The sequence below is a fragment of the Yersinia sp. J1 genome (assembly GCF_050586585.1).
GTDB classification, from domain to species: Bacteria; Pseudomonadota; Gammaproteobacteria; order Enterobacterales; family Enterobacteriaceae; genus Yersinia; species Yersinia entomophaga.
In genome coordinates, this window is sequence record NZ_JBOBDP010000004.1 from 273,856 (window position 1) to 294,230 (window position 20,375).

Here is a 20,375-nt window from a genome sequence, read left to right on the forward strand (position 1 = left end):
TTTAACCAGAGGATTTATCAGTGAGTCACTGCTTTTTTCTGTTGTTTCTCAGCCACTGGTTATTCAATCTTCTTCGGCAATTTTGCGAGCAATGCTGCCATAAAATCTGCTGGCATCTGGTGTTTAGGTTCTGATTTCTTCGCCACTTTAGCCAACTGCGCAGCCGCCAGATTGGCAATATCCTCCTTACTGGCCGGCTTTATCTCTGTTGGGACATATTTGGCCTTCACTGGCGCGGAGAACATCGGAGGCGGCGGAGGCGGAGGAATCACACCGTTTTGAAAGCTAACATTCACTGGAGCAATAGGTGCCGCTATCGGAGCCGCAGGTGCAAGTTCCTGACGTTTAATCGGAGGCGGAGCATCTGTCACTTTTACCGACTTAAGTTTGTTGATAAAACTGTCAAATGGTTGCCCTTCTGCTTCCATTTTGAGCTTCATGACATCCAGAATAGAGACTCTTTTGGACATGGGGGCTGCCGGGGCTTCGCCGTTAGCGGATTGGCGCACATTTAGGTTGGAACGGAAAGAGCCGTCAGTTTGATCAGCGGTAGTTTTTGGGCGGGGAAAAAATTGAGACGAGGCGCTATTCCGCACGCCGGTAAAACTCTGAGAGAGTTTTCCCATTCCGCTGGAGCGGCTTTCTGTCTCGGGTTTATTATTCAGTTGGTTAAAAAATGCAAGTCGGCTACTGAAGGCGCTTGATGTTATCTGTGGCATAGGTTCTTCCTGATTGATAATTACCATGAATTAAATGGATTCCATCAATGATATGCGCGACATACGCTCAAAATTTGTATAAATAGCCTATGGGAAAAAATATATTTCCCATAGGAATCCATTTTGCCCCCAACTTTGCCATTTCAGCGCCAAATGAACCTATTTATCCTTTATTCTTCACTCGCCCCTTGGGAATAACCAGTGGGGTATGGGAAACCGGATCTTCAATAATCAGACAAGGCATCCCGAATACTTTTTCCACCAGCTCAGCGGTAATGACCTCGCGCGGTGCGCCTTCTGTCACCACCTGACCATCGCGCATGGCAATAATATGGGTGGCGTAGCGGCAGGCGTGGTTCAGATCGTGCAATACGGCCACCAGCGTGTGCTGGCGTTCGCGGTTCAGATCGCTGAATAACTCCAGTAATTCAATCTGATGAGCAATATCCAGATAGGTGGTTGGCTCATCCAAGAGCAACAGCGGTGTTTGCTGCGCCAAAACCATAGCGATCCAGACCCGCTGACGCTGTCCGCCGGACAGTGCATCAACCGTGCGATCGGCTAGCTCGCTAACGCCGGTGGCCTGCATTGCTTTGAGTACCGCGAGTTTGTCCGCCTGTGTCCACTGCTGGAGCAGTTTTTGGTGCGGATAACGACCTCGGGCGACCAGATCCATGACCGTGATACCGTCCGGCGCCAGTGAGGTTTGCGGCAGTAGCCCGAGGTGGCGAGCCACATGTTTAGTGTCATAGCGGGCGATATTTTTCCCGTCGAGAATTACCTCGCCAGCCTGAGGTTTTAGTAAGCGGCTTAGCGCCCGCAGTAGGGTAGATTTGCCGCAGGCGTTTGGACCGACAATGACGGTGAATTCGCCGTCGGGGATAGAAACGTTCAGGTTTTCACTGATGATCTTCCCTTCGTAACCTAAGGTTACGGCTTTGGCTCGCAGGCGGTTTTCGGCGTTGTTTACAGGGTTAGCATACAGATTACTCATGATCGGCGGGACTCGCGAATTAGAAGCCAAATAAGGTACAGCCCGCCGATGCTGATGGTCACCACGCCCACCGGTAGCTGATTAGGTGAAAACAGATGCTGGGCGCACAAATCGGCGGCAGCCAACAGCAACGCTCCCATCAAAGCAGAAGGAATGAGCGTGACCGAAGGCGTACCGGTCAGGCGGCGGGCAATCTGTGGGGCGGCCAGGGCAATAAATGAAATTGGCCCGGCGGCGGCGGTGACCGCTGCCATCAAAATAACCCCAATTGCCATTAGCCCGAGCCGGGTTTTTTCAACGGGAATGCCCAAGGCGCCGGCGGCATCGTCACCCATTTCTAGCAGCGGAATACGGCGGCTAAGCAACGCCACCAGCATCGTAGCCAATAAAATGAATAGGCTCGAAGGTGCGGCTTTGGCCCAGGTGATGCCGTTCAGCGAACCGGCTCCCCAGGCTGCTGCGCTGAGAGCCGCTTCCAGCGAGGCGGTAATGGTTAGCCAGGTATTAAATGCCGTCAGCATTGCACCGACCGCAATCCCGACGATAATTAGCCTGAATCCTTGTATTCCCTGACGGTAAGCCAGTAAATACACTGCCGCAGCGGCAAGCAAACCGCCGCCTAAGGCGCTGCTGGCAATCTCAAAATAGCTGCCATTGAACAGAATAATAGCCACCAGTGCGCCAGTATAAGCACCGGAGTTAAAACCAATAATATCAGGGCTACCCAAAGGGTTGCGGATCATCGATTGGAACAAAGCGCCGCTGATGCCTAGCGCTGCTCCGAAAATTAGCGCCATAACCGCTCGCGGTAGCCGCCACTGAATGACGATGGTATTGATATAACCGTTGGCCTGACCAAACAGAGCGCTAACCACCTGATTGGTCGAGAGTTTTAGCGTGCCGAAAGTTAACGCTAGCGCGCCCAATATCAGGCAGGCCAGCAGCAACAGGGCGCAGGTCAACAAACTGCGTGGACGCACGCGCAGATTTATCCGGCCGTCACTGTGGCCAATAATCCAAGGTTGAGTGATTGATTTCACAGGGCGGTCATCCTTGCGTTACGGCGTACTAATCCTATTAACAGCGGCGCGCCGATAAAGGCGGTAACGATGGAAACTCGCAGCTCACCAGGAACCAGAAAACGGCCGACAATATCGGAGAACAGCAGCAAGATAGGCGTCATCACCAGCGTAAAAGGCAGAATCCAGCATTGATTGGGGCCGACCAACCAACGGGCGATATGCGGCACCATCAGGCCAACAAAGGCGATAGGGCCGACGGCTGCGGTAGCTGCGCCGCACAGCAGAGTTACGGCAACGACTGACCAGAATTGAGTACGGCCAATATGCGCACCTAAAGCTGCCGCCAGATCTTCTCCCATATGCATGGCGTTCAACGGACGCGCCAGCAATAGACTGATTAAGGTGCCGACTACGATCGGCAACGTGACTGCGGTAACCACTGACATATTGCGAATATCCAGCGAGCCTGCTTGCCAGAATCGGACGCTGTCGTAAACCGTGGGGTGAGTCAGAGAGATGCCGGAGGAAATTCCGGTGAGAACCGCGCCAATAGCGACGCCAGATAAAGTCAGGCGCAACGGATTCACACCGCCGGCTCCCAAGGTTCCGACCCAATAAACCAATAGCGTGGTAAGCATTGCACCGACAAACGCAAAAATCATATAGCCGCTGATGGCGTTAGCCCCAAAAACGGTAATGCCGATAATAACGGCAAAACTGGCTCCGGCATTGACGCCGAGAATACCAGGATCGGCCAGCGGGTTGCGAGTCAGTGCCTGAATAATTGCGCCCGAAAGCCCCAAAGCCGCTCCGGCCAATACGCCAATCAGCGTGCGAGGTAAACGGGATTCCAAAATCAGGGTACTGTCTTGCCCACTGTGTTCCCCCAGCAAGCTGCGCCATACCACGTCTAGAGGAATGGCTTTGGCACCGAACATCAGGCTACAGGCCATGATAATCAGCAGTAGAGTGAGGCAAAGAAATAAACCGAATACACGACGACGGTCGTTAGAGAAGCGGCCCGATTGGCTAGCCGCAACGGGTATGTTGAGTGTCTTATCAAGGGACATAACGATTCTTCTTTAATAAAATGATTATTGTTATCGTTTTGATTATCATTATTATTTGTTTGCGCTATGTTAGCACGAGTCATTATTGGATTACATCAGCAAAATTCTGCGAGTATCCGCGTGACAATACACTTTTTTCGGTCAATAGGGCCATGTCCGGCAGCATTTCTGTCGACATTAATGGATTAGATAATCATGGCAAAGTCACCCATTCTTTTGGATTTCAGCCTGTTAAAGAACAATGCAAATTTTCGGGCGGTATTTATTGCTCGCCTGATCTCAGTATTAGGCTTGGGGATGCTTACCGTTGCGGTGCCGGTACAAATCCAGGCGATGACCGGCTCCACCCTGCAGGTAGGGTTAGCCGTCACGTTAGATGGCTTGGGCATGTTTATTGGTCTGCTGTTGGGCGGTGTATTGGCCGATCGTCTCGATCGACGTCGTTTGATTTTATTCGCTCGTTTTACCTGCGGTTTGGGTTTTGTTGGTCTGAGTATAAACGCTTTTGCCGCCACGCCTTCACTGTGGGTGCTGTACGTGCTGGCAACTTGGGACGGTTTTTTCGGCGCTTTGGGCATGACGGCGTTAATGGCGGCTACGCCATCGCTGGTTGGACGTGAAAATCTGGCGGCGGCGGGCGGTTTGAGTATGCTGACCGTGCGTTTGGGGTCAATTCTTTCACCGGCTATTGGCGGTCTGATTATTGTTTACGGCGGAGTGGGTTGGAACTACGGTATTGCGGCTGCGGGTACGATGCTGACGCTGCTGCCGTTGTTGCGTTTACCGCAGATGAAACCGACGGTGACGCAGCATGAACACCCGCTGCGTGCTTTGGCCAGCGGTATTTCCTTCGTATTGAGCAATAAAGTGGTTGGCTCGGTCGTGTTGTTGGGGACATTGGTAAGCATGGTCGGAGCGATTCGCGTGCTGTTCCCTGCGCTGGCTGAAAATACTTATCACGTTGGTGCCTCGCAGATTGGGATTATGTATTCGGTAGTGCCGTTAGGGGCGACTATCGGAGCCTTTACTAGCGGTTGGGTCGCGGAGGTTCGCCGTCCCGGTTTGGTGTTGATGTATGCGTCTATAGCGGCATTTTTATCTATCGCAACGCTGGGTTTGACTAATAATTTCTATCTGGCATTACCGGGGCTGCTGTTGTATGGCTATCTGGGTTCGATCAGCGGATTGCTGCAATATACTTTGGTTCAAAGTCATACACCGGACGCATTACTGGGGCGAGTTAATAGTCTGTGGAATGTGCAGTTTGTTACCGGTGAGTCTTTGGGCGCATTGGGATTAGGTTTGCTGGCGCGTTTGATGACACCGGCTTTAGCTGCGTTGTCCTATGGGGTCGCTGCTGCGGGTTTAGGGGCGGTTATTGCGGTTTGCGTCCAGCCTTTGCGTCAGGCTTCGATGGGGAGTGCTGAGCAAGAGGACGTGAAGATGAGTGTAGAGGAAACGAAAGAGAATTAATTTTTGTTTGCTTACCTTGTGATAGCGGCCGCGGGGCGGGGGCAAGGGGTTGGTATTCGATTGGTGAATATCTCACCTCAACAGCCTCAATCGAGTTAAGGCTCGTAAGCGCGAGCCTTAACAATCCGCGCCTCCGCACGTATCGCCTGCCCACTAAGTGGGTTCCCTCACTCATCGTCTCAGCCGCTCAAATGTGCTCTGAAAAATCAAACTCAATGTCAAAAGCCCTATCAAAAACGAAAGGCAAATTGTGATTCGTAAGAACACTGGTTTTGCACTCAACAGGCGCAATCAGGAAGCGGGCCGAGCAGGGATGAGGCCAAGAGTGAACAGCCGTCAGCTGTTGAAAGCGCGCCTTGAGCCACAGGGCCAGGATGGGATGGCATCCTGATAACGCCCGCAGGCGAATCTAGCGCTGGCTTGCCTGACAAGCGCGCCCGAGGGACGTTCGCAGAACCCCACTTTCGCGCCAACCCTGCTCGGAAGCCTCCACGGCAAGTGAGGAGACAGTGAACTGCTGGGCTTACGAAACTGAACCCAATTCCAACCTTCAGTAGCTTAAATACGCTCTTAAGATCAAAATCAAACCTAATCCTTCTTAAACAGCCCCTCAATTCGCTGCAACATATTGCTGGCGCTGTAATAATCCAGGCGGAAAGTATCGTTGCCCATCGCATAAACGCGGTTCTGCTGGAGTGGCGCTAGGTGGGAGAGAAACTTATTCGCTTCCAACGCCTCAATCGCAGGCCTGTCGCCAGAAAATAGCAGGAAGGTGTTGCCGGTCAGCCCTTCCGCTAGCTTTTCTCCGCCTAACTGAATGATATCTTTACGATGTCCCATACTGGTATTACCCAGTACGGATTCAGGAACAGTGGCTAGCGTAAAGCCCAGCTCCAATAATAATTTTCCCTGCGCCGAGTTTGCCGTCCACAGGTTGGCGGTCTGCCCTCCAGCCTGATACACAAAGGCTGAAACCGGTTGCGGCGGTAGCGTAATACTGTTTTTTACCTGATCCAGACGTTTGGCAAAGTCGCTAATTACTTGCTCTGCATCGGCTTCGTGGCCGGTTGCCTGACCCAGCGTTAGCGCCAGTTCCTGCCAGCTTTTATCGTCGTAATTCATTACCAGAGTTGGAGCAATGGCTGAAAGCTGCTCGTACAACTTCAAGGCCGAATCGCCGCCGGTAGCTGAAATGATAATCAAATCCGGATTCATACCGGCCACCGCTTCTGCATTCGGCTCTGTTTGGTACATAGGTACCAGATTGCGCGCTTTGGCCTCTTTTGACCATTGCGTAAAGAAGCCGAGATCGTCAGCAACCGTGGTGTTAGGAACGGTTGCGCCAGTACCAATCACCGGCGCTTTGATTGCCAGCAAAGTACCAGTAATCGTAATGCTTGTAGAAACAATGCGTCGCGGTGCTTTCTCAAGCTGCACATCGCCTCTGGCGGTATGAACCGTGCGGGGCCATTGACCATTGGTTTCGCTGGCTGGGGGCGTAGGGGAAATCCTGGGCGTTTCATCCGCCGGTTTACATCCACTCAAGCCCAAAAGAGCCAGCAGGCATAAAAAGGCCGGAAAGGCTACGCGGCGGGTTTTCTGCGTAATGCTACGAAAAAAAAGGGACATGGCTTAGTTGAATCTCCTATTTTCCTGACTTGTCCATATAAGAAAAAATAATTAATGGAATATTTACATACATTGACAATGTCACTGCTTCGTCGTAATTTATCACGCCTAAAGAGGAATGATAGTAATTATTATTAACATTACTATTTACATCGTGGTGGAGGTTTTTGTGGCACACAGTGGCACTGCAGGGCGTTTGGATAACTCACTTTTTTCAGCGACTTCCTCAGCGTTTTTATTCACTTCAGCACATCGGAGTATAAAAACACAGGGGGTGGCGGAACGAATTACTCAACGAGCACAAGGCGGTGCGGAATACCCCGGTACGCTGCAAGAATCGATCCAGAAGGCATTTATCAAAGCGCGCGCCGATGGCCTGCAACGTCCTATCGTTGTCGGAGCCATTCCCTTTGATATTAGCCAGCCTACCCAGCTATTCATTCCTCAATCCTATCAATTTCTCGACCGTCAGGAATTGGTTTCTGCTGCATCAGATACATCAGAAGACCCGGTTTCTGTCGCTCAGTGGCGCAGCCTGCCTAATGAAGACGACTTTAAACAGGCGGTTGCTCAGGCGGTTGAAACCTTCCGTCGGGGCGCAATGCATAAGGTGGTATTGTCGCGAATTTTAGAGATTGAAACCGAGACACCGATCAATCCTAACCGGGTTATCAATCACTTATTACGCCAAAATCCAGGCGCGTTTCATTTCCATATTCCTCTGAGTGAAGGCGGCGTTTTGCTGGGAGCCAGCCCGGAACTGCTGGTACGTAAGGACGGAGATCGAGTTTACACCAACCCCTTAGCCGGTTCGGCAAAACGTCAGGCAACGGTAGAAGGCGATCATGTGGTTTCTCAAGCCTTAATGAATTCTGGAAAGGATCAGTATGAGCATCGTTTGGTTATCGACGAAATTCGCCGCTTACTGACGCCGTATTGCCGCTCGTTAAATATCCCGACGCAGCCTTCACTGATTAGCACCGCTGCACTGTGGCATCTTTCTACAGCTATTAGCGGCGAGCTGGAAAGTGCCCAAACCTCGGTGCTGGAACTGGCTTGCCTATTACATCCAACGCCAGCGCTCTGCGGGTTCCCAACGGAATCAGCTCGTCGGTTAATCAATCAGTTAGAGCCTTTCGAACGAGGCTTATTCAGCGGTATCGTCGGCTGGTGTGATGAAGACGGCAACGGGGAGTGGGCGGTAGCGATTCGCTGCGCAACGCTGCATGACACTCAGGCGCGCCTGTTTGCTGGGGCCGGAATCGTGATGGCATCGCAGCCTGCACTTGAATGGGCCGAAACCGAAGCCAAGCTAGGCACCATGTTGAATGCGTTGGGAATTCAATCACAGGGACGTTTGCCATGAGTATTGAATTTACCCGTTGGCCTGCGGAGTTTGCACGTCAATATCGCGAAAAAGGTTATTGGATTGATTTACCGCTGACGGACGTGCTGTCCAGACAGTGCCAACTGCGTCCACAGGCAACGGCGGTGATTTGCGGCGAACGCCAGTTCAGCTATGCCGAAATGAATCGCGCTTCGGATCGACTGGCCGCCAGATTAACCGGTCAGGGACTGGGACATGGCGATACGGCTTTGGTGCAATTACCCAATGTCGCCGAGTTTTATTTAGTGTATTTCGCGCTGTTGAAAATTGGCGTGGTACCGGTAAATGCCTTATTTAGCCACAATCGGTTGGAGCTGAATGCTTACGCTAAACAAATTCAGCCGCGCCTGTTGATTGCCTCCGCCAGCCACGCTTTGTTTAGTGACGCGGCCTTTACGCAGCAGTTGCAGCAGTCAGTGCCTTCTCTTGAATTTGTGATTATTGATGGTGAGAATGATTATGCGCCATTGTTACAGACCATGCTGTATGAGGAATTAGACGGCGAGTTGCCTGATTTTTCGCCGACTGCGGCGGACGAAGTCGCCTTTTTCCAGCTTTCCGGTGGCAGTACCGGGACGCCGAAACTGATTCCGCGAACTCACAATGATTATTACTACAGCGTCAGAGGCAGCGTAGATATTTGTCAAAACGATGAAAATACCCGCTATCTGTGCGCGCTGCCTGCGGCTCATAACTATCCGCTCAGCTCGCCCGGCGCATTGGGTATTTTCTATGGCGGTGGCTGCGTAGTTTTGGCTCCTGAGCCTAGCGCTATGAGCTGTTTCCCACTGATTAAACGTCATCAAATCACCATGACCTCATTAGTTCCGCCAGCTGTATCTCTGTGGCTGCAGGCCGCCGAGCATTTTGGCACAGAGGATCTCGCTAGCTTGAAACTGTTGCAGGTCGGCGGCTCCAAACTGAGTGAATCGCTGGCACGGCGCATTCCGCAGATGCTGGGCTGTCAGTTGCAACAAGTGCTGGGAATGGCCGAAGGCTTGGTGAATTACACCCGTTTGGACGATAGCGACGAGCGTATTTTCACCACGCAGGGTTGCCCTATCAGCGCCGATGATGAAGTTAGGGTGCTGGACAGTGCCGGTCAGCCGGTTGCGCCGGGAGAAGCGGGAGAGTTAGTCACGCGCGGGCCTTATACTTTCCGCGGCTATTACCGTAGCCCAGAACATAATGCGAAAGCTTTTGATGATGAAGGATTTTACCACTCTGGCGATGTAGTACAGATGACCGAAGACGGCTACCTGTGCGTTGTTGGGCGTGAGAAGGATCAAATCAATCGCGGGGGCGAAAAAATTGCCGCCGAAGAGGTAGAAAATCTGCTGTTAACCCACGAAAGCATCATTCACGCGGCGCTGGTGTCGATGCCTGATGAAATGCTGGGTGAAAAAAGCTGTGCCTTTGTGGTAACTCGCGATGCCAGTCTCAAACCGCTCCACTTACGCAAATATCTGCGTGGTATCGGGGTGGCGGAATTCAAGCTGCCGGATCGATTTGAAATGGTCGATAGCCTACCGGTTACGCCGGTCGGGAAGATAGACAAGCGACTACTGCGACAAACCATTCAGACCCAAATCAGCATCAGTGAATAAGGATTTTTTCATGGCGATTCCAACTCTTTCTGCTTATCAACTGCCGCAGGCAGAACATGTTCCGGCAAATAAAGTGGGCTGGCAGTTCGATCCGACCAAAGCCGTGCTGCTGATTCACGATATGCAGGACTACTTTGTCAGCTTCTACGGTGACAATAACCCAATGATTAATCGGGTGATCGACAATATTGCCGCCATTCGCCGCTACTGTAAAAGTCAGGGTGTGCCGGTGATTTATACCGCTCAACCTAATAATCAAAGCCCGGAAGATCGGGCGCTGCTGAATGACATGTGGGGCGCAGGTTTAAACGATCATCCGGCCAAGCAGCGGGTAGTGAGTGCGTTAACGCCGGAAGAAGACGACGAGATTTTGGTGAAATGGCGCTATAGCGCATTCCATCGCTCGCCGTTAGAACAAATGATGAAGGAAATGGGGCGTGACCAGTTGGTGATTTGCGGTATCTACGGCCACATTGGCTGCATGATTACTGCAACGGACGCTTTCATGAAAGATATTAAGCCGTTTATGGTGGCGGACGCGGTGGCTGATTTCTCGCTGGAAGAGCATCTGATGGCGCTGAAATATGTGGCGACGCGTAGCGGAAGTGTGATTTTCACTGAGGCACTGCTGGGTGAAGCAAACCAAAGTGATAACAGATTCAGCAAAGAAAGCTTGAAAGCACAGCTCCTGACGCTGATTGACGAAAGTGACGAAGACTTTGATGAAGATGAAAATCTGATCGATTACGGCCTGAATTCCGTTCATATCATGGCGCTGGTGACCGAATGGCGTCAGCAAGGTATTGAGCTGAGTTTTGTCGATCTGGCGAAATCCCCAAGCTTAAATGGCTGGTGGGCACTGTTTGAGAAACAACTGGCGGCTGGGGCGAAATAATGGCTGGCACAATGGTACAAATGGATTTCACCGGTAAGCGTGTGTGGGTGACCGGTGCGGGTCAGGGTATCGGTTTTGAAACGGCTAAATTATTCACGGCGCTGGGCGCGCAAGTCTTTGGCCTGGATAAAAACTTTCCCAATGAAAAATATCCTTTCACTACGGCAGTGCTGGATATTAGGCAGCCTGCGCAGGTGGCGGACGTTTGCGAGCAACTGCTTGAGGTTGCGTCCGGCATCGATGTGTTGGTGAACGCAGCGGGTATTTTGCGTATGGGAGAAGCCCAAAGCTTGAGTTTGGATGACTGGCAGCAGTGTTTTGACGTCAACGTTTCTGGTGCTTTTTATCTGTTAAAACAGCTTATTCCGGTGTTCAAGCAGCAGCGGTCCGGCGCGATAGTCAGCATTGGCTCAAATGCGGCTCATGTACCGCGTATGCAAATGGCCGCTTACTGTGCCTCTAAAGCCGCATTAACCAGTTTCAGCCATTGCGTTGGGCTGGAGTTAGCTCCCTATGGCGTGCGCTGCAATCTGGTTTCGCCGGGATCGACCGATACCCCAATGCAACGCGGAATGTGGCAAACGCCAGACGCCGAGCAACGCACCATCGCCGGTTTTCCTCAGCAGTACAAGCTCGGAATCCCGCTGGGGAAAATCGCTACGCCTGCGGAAATTGCTCAAACGGTCGCGTTCTTGGCTTCAGATTTAGCTAGCCATATTACGTTGCAGGATATTGTCGTGGATGGTGGCGCAACTCTGGCGGCCTGATGGATTATCCGATGGAAGAAACGGTCACTGACCTGATCGAGGTCTGGAGTCGGTTAACGCCAGATCGCATTGCGGCAAGGAATGCGCAACAGGGGATCATCAGCTATTTTCAGCTGGAAAGAGATGCTAATCGTATTGCCAACTGGCTGAATCAACAGGGAATAGGTGAGCACTCAAGGATCGGCGTACTTACCGGTAGCGATCCCTATTTTCTGGTGGCACTGCTGGCGGTGTGGAAAGCAGGAGCCTGCTACGTGCCGCTGGATATGGATTACCCGCTTGGACGACTTAGCCATATGGTCGCCGACGCTGGGCTGAGCGTGATTCTTGGCGTTGGCAGCGGTGATTCAATGGCGCTTTGGTCCTGCGCCCGCTATTTCGATATAACCTCTTCCGGATTTCTTCGCGGTATTCAACGTTGGTCGGGCAGCCAACCGCCGCAGGTCGTTCGTCGTCCCCAGCAGTTGGCTTTAATTATCTATACCTCCGGTTCCACAGGCGTGCCGAAAGGGGTAATGATCGAACATGGCGCTTTGGCTAATTTATTGAAAGATCATGCTAAAGGGCTAGGAATCACCGCCAACAGCCGGGTGTATAACGCCTTATCTCTGGCATTTGACGCGGGTAATATGGCCGCTTTGTTGCCGTTAATCTGCGGAGGAGAATTGGCTCTTGGCTGCGGGGAAACAGCGGCTATTGTCCACAGCCGCAGCAGCCACTTATTTCTACCTACCGCATTGTTAGCTCGTCTTGATATCCAGGCCGCAGGGTTACCGTCGCTGATTGCCATCGGGGGCGAAGATTGCCCACAAAATCTGGCGGATCGCTGGGCAGATCGCGTAGCGCTTTATAATCTGTACGGCCCGGCGGAATGTACGGTAACCGCTCTTTATGGGCGGATTTTCCTCGGCCAGCGCGTTCATGTTGGTCAACCGGTTACTGGGATTCAGGCTTGGATTTTGGACCGTGACGGTGCCGAATGCCTGCCGGGGGAAGCCGGAGAGCTTTATCTCTCTGGCCTCGGGCTGGCGCGAGGGTATCTCAACCAACCGCAGCTTACTGCCCAGCGATTTATCGAGTGGCAGCCAATACCGGGCCAAAGGTTACGCTTATACCGTACCGGCGATAAGTTCAGAAAACTGCCATGCGGGCATTATCAATTTCTAGGGCGTATAGAGGAAGAGGTACGAATCGGCGGTTATCTGATCGATATTGCCGAAGTGGAATCGCAGTTGATCCGCGTGTGCCCGTTATTAAAGCAGGTCAAAGTGGTCGTTCAACGATTGGGTGCTGAGGAAAAACTGTTGGCATTTGCGACCCTATGTCAGTGTTATCCGGCCTGCGCGCCGGAGCCTTGTCGTATTCTCTGTGATTTGGCGCACAGGCTGCCGGAATATCTGATTCCCAGTCAGCTACATTTGCTCAGTGAAATGCCGCTCACGCCAAATGGTAAGCTGGATGAAAAGCGTTTGCCGAGACTGGCAGCGAAAACTACGCTGGCGTGAACCTCATTGGGCCGATAAATAAAATCCTACCTCGTTTAGCGTCAATATTTTCCAGATTGGCTCTATTCATCATGATAAAAATACAGTATCAAGGAAGGATATTCGTAGCGAAGGCAATTCACTGAGGGGCGGGCATGTTTTTTGTTTATGGCGAAACTGAGATTCAGCATCTCAAAAAACGCGATAAAAAGATGGCTGCAGCCATTGAACGCTTTGGCATGTTACAACGTCCAACCAATCCCGATCTGTTTGCCGGGTTAGTGCAATATATTGTTGAACAACAAATATCGGTAAAAGCGGCGCAAACCGTTAATACGCGCTTGCAGATATTAGTCGGAAATATTACGCCTGAACGCATTCTGTTATTGCCTGATGAAGAAATACAGCGCTGTGGTATGACAATGAAAAAAGCCCAATATATTAAAGGGGCAGCAGAGTCGGTGCGGGTCGGAGAGCTGGATTTGACAAATATTCATAGCCAAAGCGATGACGAAATCATTCGCACTCTTTCCAGATTAAATGGTATTGGCGTATGGACCGCAGAAATGCTGCTAATTTCTTCGCTGGCGCGTCCAGATGTTGTGAGTTGGGGGGATTTGGCTATTCGGCGCGGTATGATGAATTTATATCGTCATAAAGAACTGACTAAAGAGCGCTTTAAACGTTATAGAACACGTTATTCACCCTATGGCACCACCGCTTCTTTGTATCTTTGGGCTTTATCCAAAGATGAGTGAAAAATAATTCCGCTCGCGGGGGGGAAATATTAAAGTCTTTTCACCCGAAGCTCGAATGAAAAAGCAAGAAGCGGAGTGTTTGACCGTTTTCTCTGAATTAATCTGGCTAGCACTGGCGGGACCGAAATTTTAAACGGCAACGCCTTAACGATTCCATTCGTCGAGGGTTAACGATTATGAATGCTAGACAGAATTTCAAGAGCGATCGGGCGCGTTGGCTGGCTATCGTCCAGCGAAATAAAGACGCCGATGGCGCTTTTATATATGGGGTAAAAACCACCGGTATTTATTGCTTACCGTCTTGCCCATCCCGTCAGCCCCGGCAGGAAAACGTGGTGTTTTTCGCGAATAGGTTAGCGGCTGAAGTAGCAGGATTTCGCCCGTGTAAACGTTGCGGCGGTGTTCAGGGAGATCAGCAGTACGAAATAATTTCCAAAGCCTGCCGCTATATTGAAAAGTCCGATCATATTCCAACGCTAAATGAACTGGCTGATTATGTGGGCCAGAGCGCATATCATTTTCACCGACGATTTAAAGCGGCGATTGGCCTGACGCCAAAAGGCTACGCTGAAGCTTTGCGTACTCAGCGGATACGTCAGCAATTGGCGCAAACGGGTTTTGTTACCGACGCTATTTTCGAAGCGGGCTATCAATCGAATGCACGTTTCTACCATAAATCTAATGCCATGTTAGGCATGACGCCTAAGGCATTCCATCGCGGTGGAACCGGAACAACTATTTATTTTGCCGTTGGCCAGTGTTCATTGGGCGATATTCTAGTGGCGAAAAGTGAACGGGGGGTTTGCGCGATTTGGATGGGAGAGAGTGCGCAACAGCTAGTGCAAGAGCTGCAAGATAAGTTTCCTCAGGCGGTTTTAATCGGCGGGGATGAAACTTTTGACATCCTGGTGGCTCAGGTGGTGGGGTGTATTGAAACGCCAGAAATTGGCCTGGATTTACCATTGGATATTCGCGGAACAGCTTTTCAGCAGCGGGTCTGGCAAGCTTTGCGAGAAATCCCGCTAGGTGCCACGGTGAGTTATAGCGAAATTGCCGATAAAATTGGTTTACCAAAGGCGATGCGCGCCGTTGCCGGAGCCTGTGCCGCCAATATGCTGGCTGTGGCGATTCCTTGCCATCGGGTCGTTCGTCAGGATGGCGGGTTGTCTGGCTATCGTTGGGGTGTTGAGCGCAAGAGAGCGCTGCTAAAAAAGGAAGGGAAACAATAAATAAAGGGCCTCGCCATTCTACTAAAGCGTCATTGCCTTATTTATGGCTAATCAGATAATTATTAGCCACTATTTATCTATGGTTGCTTCGGCTAACGAGAATGTATCAAAATAATTCGTTAGGTTATTTAATCCGCAAGAACAGTCATTTGCTCTGTCAAAGGAAATTTATTATTTTTTTTGAACGCGTCGATGATTTCGTCCTTTTCTTCGTGAGCTTTAAGTCTTCGTCATTTTTTGTCAATTTTCGCTAACCCTGTAAGTTATAAAGGAAAAAATATCAGTAACATCGAGAAAAATAAGGTTTTTTTTCATAATAATTTCGTCAGTTTTTGTCAGTAAAAATAGCCATTCAGCCCGTATTTCCACCTGATTCTTCATTGCATCACGTAATTACATAGGTTATTACTTATATAGTTACATAAATTTTTTTGATGGCTGCTAAAGCAATTAACTCTTTCTGGCTTTACACAGTGGAATGAAGATGAATACAAGGGAGTAAATAATGGGATTACGCAAAAGAAAGGTAAAACCTATGCAAATCAATGATATCACTATCATTGATGACACCAAACTGAAAAAAGCAATTACCGCGGCTGCATTAGGCAATGCTATGGAATGGTTTGATTTTGGTGTTTACGGTTTTGTCGCCTTCGCACTGGGGCAAGTATTTTTCCCTGGGGCCGATCCCGGAATTCAAATGATCGCCGCATTGGCGACCTTTTCCGTACCTTTTTTGGTTCGCCCACTTGGCGGCATATTCTTTGGTGCCCTCGGCGATAAGTTTGGACGGCAAAAAGTTTTGTCCGTCACCATTATTATTATGTCTGTCAGTACCTTCTGTATTGGCTTAATTCCGTCCTATGCATCAATCGGGATTTGGGCACCGATACTACTGTTATTGGCTAAATTGGCCCAAGGCTTTTCCGTCGGTGGTGAATATACCGGAGCGGCTATTTTTGTTGCTGAATATTCTCCGGATAGAAAGCGCGGTTTCCTCGCGAGTTGGTTAGATTTTGGTTCCATTGCCGGTTTTATTTTAGGCGCCGGAGTGGTTGTTCTGATTTCCAGCATTGTCGGTGAAGCTAATTTCCTTGAATGGGGATGGCGTATTCCTTTCTTTATTGCAGCTCCGCTAGGATTGATTGGTATTTATCTGCGCCACGCTTTGGAAGAAACGCCAACCTTCCAACAGCATGTTGAGCAAATGGATAGCGATGCGCGCAATAATATTACTCAACCGCCAAAGGTTTCTTTCCGCGAAATTCTAACGAAGCAATGGAAAAATCTGATCATATGCGTTGGTATGGTTATTGCTACTAACGTCACTTACTACATGCTGTTGACCTATATGCCGAGCTACTTGTCTCATAGCCTGCATTATTCGGAAGATCACGGTGTACTAATCATCATCGCCATCATGTTGGGTATGTTGTTTGTCCAGCCAATTATGGGATTGATGAGCGACAGATTTGGCCGCAAACCTTTTATCGTATGCGGAAGTATTGGCCTTTTTGTTTTGGCCATTCCATGCTTCATCCTGATTAACAGCGGCGTGATTGGCCTGATATTCTGTGGATTGTTGATTCTGGCCGTATTGTTGAACTGCTTTATCGGCGTAATGGCTTCAACTTTACCTGCCATGTTCCCTACGCATATTCGTTACAGTGCATTGGCCATCGCTTTTAATATATCGGTAATGATTGCCGGGTTGACTCCAACCATTGCCGCATGGCTGGTTGAATCCACTCAGAATCTCTTCATGCCAGCCTATTATTTGATGGTGGTTGCGGTTATAGGTTTGGTTACAGGGATATTTATGAAGGAAACGGCGAATAAACCGCTGAAAGGCGCTACGCCGGCAGCTTCCGACCGGGCAGAAGCTAAGGAAATCCTGCAAGAACACCATGATAATATTGAGCAAAGTATTGAGGATATCGATCAGGAAATTGCTGAGCTGGAGAAAAAAAGAAAGAATCTTATCGCCCAGCATCCCGATATAAATTAATCATAAAAAGTCTGTTAAAAAGTCAGCCTATATAGTGGCTGACTTTTGTATTTCCTGATTTAGGCATTTTATTATCAGCAGGTGCGCGGTTATATTTAGTCGTTCTGATTAAATCGGGCGATAAATAATCAACTGGAAAGTAAAAACCGGTTAAGAGTAGTAAGTTCTGGCTGTCGGTATATCTACTTGTATTATTAGCTCCCCTATGGCAATTAATCTTGCTCTTCCAAAGGCGCTTTCTAACGTAAATGAGGTTTCCCTGATGGTGCCTTAGCGAGGTATAAAATGACTTGTTAAACGTGCAGGGGTATTATTTTTTTCTTATGCTACAACGCTGCACCAATAAGGAATTAGCTAAGATATATAATGTCGACGATAATAAGATAGAAGATAGAAGATAGAAGATAGAAGATAGAAGATAGAAGATAGAAGATAGAAGATAGAAGATAGAACACATGGTATTTATCAAAAAGAGAATGTACATTCGCTTCGATAATTCGCCGCGTTTTTGTAAGTCTTTGCAGCTTGATAATCACATTTCAGTTCGACTGATAGAGAAAGGCATTCAGTTTATATGAATCTGATTCAAAAAATAACATTGGGATTAAAATTGAGGGTTACCCATTAAGCCGGGTGCAATAGGATAAAAGGGAATGATAATGTGCTGGCGATCGGAGCGTTGCCACCACACTGGCGGTGAATAAACGAATGGTTACTCAGTTCGTCGTCAATAAACGCACAGCGAATAAACGATGAGTTGCGTTTCTGTTTAAAACAGGCAGTTTATGGCCAACCCTCTAGTCTCCGCTATGTGTCGCCAATTCTTTAGCTTTGTTACGGTATTGCCCCGGCGTACAGCCAAAATGGCGCACAAAAGCTTTGTGGAAAGATGATTCGTTGGCATAGCCCACCAGTTCTGCGATAGCTACCAAAGGCGCGGCTTCGCGAGCCAGAAGCTGTGCGGCAAGCTGCATTCTCAGAGTCGTCAACAATGAAAGCGGAGTTGTCCCTGAGACCTGACGAAACACTTCGGCAAAACTAGCCCGAGACATATGGGCGATTTGCGCCAGGCTTTCCACCGTCCAGTGATAATGAGGAGCTTCCAGCATTTGAGCCACCGCTTCACCTAATCGGGTATGTAGCAAAGCCTGCAGTAGCCCTTTATCCAGTGGAGAATGTTGTAGCCAACCACGTATCGCAAAGGTTAAAAACATCCCGCACATTTGGCTGCAAATCGCTTCGGCACCGGGCTGGCCGCGATTCACCTCTTCCTGCATCAGTTTGATAGCGTAGTGGAACCACTCCCGACTTACTGAGGCATTCTCAGGGGACAGCACCAATACCTCTGGCAGCGCGGTCAGAAAATGGCGAGCGCTAATGGGCATATTCATACTACCGCATAAAATCTGGGTATTTTCTTTTGTATGCTGTCGCAGGCGATGGGCGGAGCTTTGGGGTAACAGCAGCATGGTGGTATTTTCCAGCAGGCGGGACTCGCCGGAAGATAAATCAAGCCAAGCCGAACCGGTAATGACCACATGCCAGCGAATGACGGATAAGTCACCTGCGGCGTGAGGTAATTGCCAGTCACCATCCAGAATACAATTACGGTCAAGGCGGCCCCGCGGGGGATTAAGAGCGATCAGCCTGCTAAGGGTATCCAAATTAGACTCCAGAACAATTTATCAAGCGTGATGGAAATACGTTAGCACAGTCGTTATAGCTACACTATGACCTATCGAAATCGTTCTGGGATTTTTAGGGGCGTTATTTTTCTCAGGTTTGGATTAGAAATTCTTGGCGAGGATGAATCATGAATCATTATCAAGCTGTCATAGTCGGGTTTGGGAAAGGCGGGAAAACTCTGGCTGTAACCCTGGCTAAAGCCGGCTGGCAAGTTGCCATTATTGAGCAGTCAAAGAAAATGTATGGCGGTACCTGCATTAATATTGGCTGTATCCCAACTAAAGCTTTGGTTCATGATGCGCAACTCCATTATGACTTTTCTCAGGCTATGCGTCGTAAATCCGATCTGGTTAATTTCCTGCGGGATAAGAATTATCACAATCTGGCGGATTTGGAGAATGTTGATGTTATTGATGGGCGTGCGGAATTTATTGATAGCCATACGCTACGAGTCACAACGCCGGAAGGGGAATTAACGCTCACCGGTGAAAAGATCTTTATCAATACCGGAGCGAAGTCGGTAATGCCACCGGTGGAAGGTTTAGCATCAACGCCGGGGGTTTATGACAGTACCGGCCTGCTGAATCTGGAAACTTTGCCCGTTCATTTGGGCATTCTTGGCGGCGGGTATATTGGCGTGGAGTTTGCCTCAATCTTTGCTCAGTTTGGTAGTAAAGTGACTATTTTCGAAACGGTATCGCGCTTTTTACCTCATGAAGATCAGGATGTAGCAGGGGCGATTCTGGGTATTTTGAAAGATCAGGGCGTTGAACTGGTGCTCAATGCCAAGGTCGATTGCGTATCTGAATATAATGGCGCAGTTCAGCTGCATACCGATCAAGGTGACTATAACGTAAATGCCTTACTGGTTGCGTCCGGGCGAGCGCCGAATACTCAAGATTTACAATTGCATCAGGCGGGAGTTGAGGTTAACGATCGCGGTGCTGTGATGGTCGATCCTTATTTACGTACCACGGCGAGTCATATCTGGGCGATGGGGGATGTAAAAGGTGGGCCGCAGTTTACCTATATTTCGCTGGATGATTTCCGCATTGTTCGGGATCAGCTATTGGGGAGTGGTAAACGCCATACCGGCGATCGTAAACATGTACCTTATTCGGTATTCATGAATCCGCCGCTGTCTCGGGTTGGGCTAACCGAAACGCAAGCGCGCAATAGCGGTGCCGATATTCAGGTTGTTACCCTGCCGGTCGCTGCTATTCCGAAAGCTCGAGTGTTAAATGATACGAGAGGCGTGCTAAAAGCGATTATTGATAATAAGACACAGCAGATTCTCGGTGTATCGTTGCTTTGCCCTGATTCTCACGAAATGATCAATACCGTAAAAATGGTAATGGATGCGGGGCTGCCTTATACCATACTACGCGATCAGATTTTTACTCATCCTTCGATGAGTGAATCTTTAAACGATTTATTCAGTCTGGTTCAATAAAAGTATTCTGCTTTATTACAACGCTCTATTTCGGACGGAGAGTTGTTTTATCGATTATGGGTAGTCACGCTATTTCAGACGATACGACAAAAAATTCAGAGCCTGTGAAAAATGCAACTCACTCGGATAAACCTATTATCTCATCAATGGAAAGACGGGTACTTATCTAATTAACCCGGTTTTCTACTGCTGTG

Annotated in this window: 16 protein-coding genes; 10 read left to right on the forward strand and 6 right to left on the reverse strand. The window is 49.5% G+C overall.

What is annotated here, in order from left to right:
* Window positions 1–59: 59 nt before the first annotated feature.
* The 4 genes from ACQ4OC_RS09660 to fepD form a co-directional block, all read right to left on the reverse strand.
* Entirely contained in the window at window positions 60–719 is a 660-nt protein-coding gene (locus ACQ4OC_RS09660; protein ID WP_064515117.1) for a hypothetical protein, read from the reverse strand.
* 163 nt (window positions 720–882) lie between these two features.
* On the reverse strand, window positions 883–1,713 hold the full coding sequence (locus ACQ4OC_RS09665) for an ABC transporter ATP-binding protein (protein WP_430971129.1): 831 nt from the start codon (window positions 1,711–1,713) through the stop codon (window positions 883–885).
* Window positions 1,710–2,753, reverse strand: coding sequence for an iron-enterobactin ABC transporter permease (gene fepG / locus ACQ4OC_RS09670; protein ID WP_064515113.1), 1,044 nt, complete (start codon window positions 2,751–2,753; stop codon window positions 1,710–1,712). Before fepG ends, ACQ4OC_RS09665 begins: the two co-directional genes overlap by 4 nt.
* Window positions 2,750–3,805 (reverse strand): Fe(3+)-siderophore ABC transporter permease, encoded by a 1,056-nt coding sequence (gene fepD, locus ACQ4OC_RS09675; RefSeq protein WP_084414320.1) that lies wholly within the window; start codon window positions 3,803–3,805, stop codon window positions 2,750–2,752. The genes fepG and fepD overlap by 4 nt, the downstream gene beginning before the upstream one ends.
* A gap of 195 nt (window positions 3,806–4,000) precedes the next feature.
* Between fepD and entS the strand changes: the two genes are divergently transcribed.
* Window positions 4,001–5,278: an enterobactin transporter EntS gene (gene entS / locus ACQ4OC_RS09680; RefSeq protein WP_120805782.1), complete on the forward strand. Its 1,278-nt coding sequence runs from the start codon at window positions 4,001–4,003 to the stop codon at window positions 5,276–5,278.
* Window positions 5,279–5,866: 588 nt separating this feature from the next.
* On the opposite strand, the gene fepB is transcribed toward entS, so the two are convergent.
* Window positions 5,867–6,907 (reverse strand): Fe2+-enterobactin ABC transporter substrate-binding protein, encoded by a 1,041-nt coding sequence (gene fepB, locus ACQ4OC_RS09685; RefSeq protein ID WP_064515108.1) that lies wholly within the window; start codon window positions 6,905–6,907, stop codon window positions 5,867–5,869.
* A 118-nt stretch (window positions 6,908–7,025) separates the two neighbouring features.
* Here fepB and ACQ4OC_RS09690 point away from each other — a divergent pair, with 118 nt between their 5' ends.
* The 8 genes from ACQ4OC_RS09690 to proP all read left to right on the forward strand — a co-directional run bounded on the left by ACQ4OC_RS09690 (window position 7,026) and on the right by proP (window position 17,042).
* Entirely contained in the window at window positions 7,026–8,273 is a 1,248-nt protein-coding gene (locus ACQ4OC_RS09690; protein WP_084414319.1) for an isochorismate synthase, read from the forward strand.
* Entirely contained in the window at window positions 8,270–9,901 is a 1,632-nt protein-coding gene (locus tag ACQ4OC_RS09695; protein WP_064515106.1) for a (2,3-dihydroxybenzoyl)adenylate synthase, read from the forward strand. Before ACQ4OC_RS09690 ends, ACQ4OC_RS09695 begins: the two co-directional genes overlap by 4 nt.
* Before the next feature lie 10 nt (window positions 9,902–9,911).
* Window positions 9,912–10,796: an isochorismatase family protein gene (locus ACQ4OC_RS09700; protein WP_064515105.1), complete on the forward strand. Its 885-nt coding sequence runs from the start codon at window positions 9,912–9,914 to the stop codon at window positions 10,794–10,796.
* Window positions 10,796–11,563 (forward strand): 2,3-dihydro-2,3-dihydroxybenzoate dehydrogenase, encoded by a 768-nt coding sequence (gene dhbA, locus ACQ4OC_RS09705; protein ID WP_430971130.1) that lies wholly within the window; start codon window positions 10,796–10,798, stop codon window positions 11,561–11,563. The genes ACQ4OC_RS09700 and dhbA overlap by 1 nt, the downstream gene beginning before the upstream one ends.
* A complete protein-coding gene (locus tag ACQ4OC_RS09710; protein ID WP_064515103.1) occupies window positions 11,563–13,068 on the forward strand; it encodes an amino acid adenylation domain-containing protein in 1,506 nt (501 codons plus the stop codon). The genes dhbA and ACQ4OC_RS09710 overlap by 1 nt, the downstream gene beginning before the upstream one ends.
* Window positions 13,069–13,202: 134 nt before the next feature.
* Window positions 13,203–13,805, forward strand: coding sequence for a DNA-3-methyladenine glycosylase family protein (locus tag ACQ4OC_RS09715; RefSeq protein WP_064515101.1), 603 nt, complete (start codon window positions 13,203–13,205; stop codon window positions 13,803–13,805).
* A 176-nt stretch (window positions 13,806–13,981) separates the two neighbouring features.
* Window positions 13,982–15,034: a bifunctional DNA-binding transcriptional regulator/O6-methylguanine-DNA methyltransferase Ada gene (gene ada, locus ACQ4OC_RS09720; protein ID WP_120806575.1), complete on the forward strand. Its 1,053-nt coding sequence runs from the start codon at window positions 13,982–13,984 to the stop codon at window positions 15,032–15,034.
* 505 nt (window positions 15,035–15,539) lie between these two features.
* Window positions 15,540–17,042 (forward strand): glycine betaine/L-proline transporter ProP, encoded by a 1,503-nt coding sequence (gene proP, locus ACQ4OC_RS09725; protein ID WP_049597746.1) that lies wholly within the window; start codon window positions 15,540–15,542, stop codon window positions 17,040–17,042.
* A gap of 797 nt (window positions 17,043–17,839) precedes the next feature.
* Here the strand turns inward: proP and rclR are convergent.
* Window positions 17,840–18,706, reverse strand: coding sequence for a reactive chlorine-specific transcriptional regulator RclR (gene rclR / locus ACQ4OC_RS09730; protein WP_430971131.1), 867 nt, complete (start codon window positions 18,704–18,706; stop codon window positions 17,840–17,842).
* A 149-nt stretch (window positions 18,707–18,855) separates the two neighbouring features.
* On the opposite strand from rclR, the gene rclA reads away from it, so the two are divergent.
* Window positions 18,856–20,181, forward strand: a complete 1,326-nt coding sequence (gene rclA / locus ACQ4OC_RS09735) for a reactive chlorine resistance oxidoreductase RclA (RefSeq protein WP_430971132.1) — start codon at window positions 18,856–18,858, stop codon at window positions 20,179–20,181.
* The last annotated feature ends 194 nt before the right edge of the window (window positions 20,182–20,375 follow it).

Bases quoted from the DNA above. Each gene is read 5' to 3' on its own strand.
- proP (WP_049597746.1), top strand. From the start codon at position 15,540: ATGGGATTACGCAAAAGAAAGGTAAAACCTATGCAAATCAATGATATC.
- ACQ4OC_RS09715 (WP_064515101.1), top strand. From the start codon at position 13,203: ATGTTTTTTGTTTATGGCGAAACTGAGATTCAGCATCTCAAAAAACGC.
- ACQ4OC_RS09710 (WP_064515103.1), top strand. From the start codon at position 11,563: ATGGATTATCCGATGGAAGAAACGGTCACTGACCTGATCGAGGTCTGG.
- dhbA (WP_430971130.1), top strand. From the start codon at position 10,796: ATGGCTGGCACAATGGTACAAATGGATTTCACCGGTAAGCGTGTGTGG.
- ACQ4OC_RS09665 (WP_430971129.1), bottom strand. From the start codon at position 1,713: ATGAGTAATCTGTATGCTAACCCTGTAAACAACGCCGAAAACCGCCTG.
- rclA (WP_430971132.1), top strand. From the start codon at position 18,856: ATGAATCATTATCAAGCTGTCATAGTCGGGTTTGGGAAAGGCGGGAAA.
- ada (WP_120806575.1), top strand. From the start codon at position 13,982: ATGAATGCTAGACAGAATTTCAAGAGCGATCGGGCGCGTTGGCTGGCT.
- entS (WP_120805782.1), top strand. From the start codon at position 4,001: ATGGCAAAGTCACCCATTCTTTTGGATTTCAGCCTGTTAAAGAACAAT.
- ACQ4OC_RS09695 (WP_064515106.1), top strand. From the start codon at position 8,270: ATGAGTATTGAATTTACCCGTTGGCCTGCGGAGTTTGCACGTCAATAT.
- ACQ4OC_RS09690 (WP_084414319.1), top strand. From the start codon at position 7,026: ATGATAGTAATTATTATTAACATTACTATTTACATCGTGGTGGAGGTT.
- fepD (WP_084414320.1), bottom strand. From the start codon at position 3,805: ATGTCCCTTGATAAGACACTCAACATACCCGTTGCGGCTAGCCAATCG.
- ACQ4OC_RS09700 (WP_064515105.1), top strand. From the start codon at position 9,912: ATGGCGATTCCAACTCTTTCTGCTTATCAACTGCCGCAGGCAGAACAT.
- ACQ4OC_RS09660 (WP_064515117.1), bottom strand. From the start codon at position 719: ATGCCACAGATAACATCAAGCGCCTTCAGTAGCCGACTTGCATTTTTT.
- fepB (WP_064515108.1), bottom strand. From the start codon at position 6,907: ATGTCCCTTTTTTTTCGTAGCATTACGCAGAAAACCCGCCGCGTAGCC.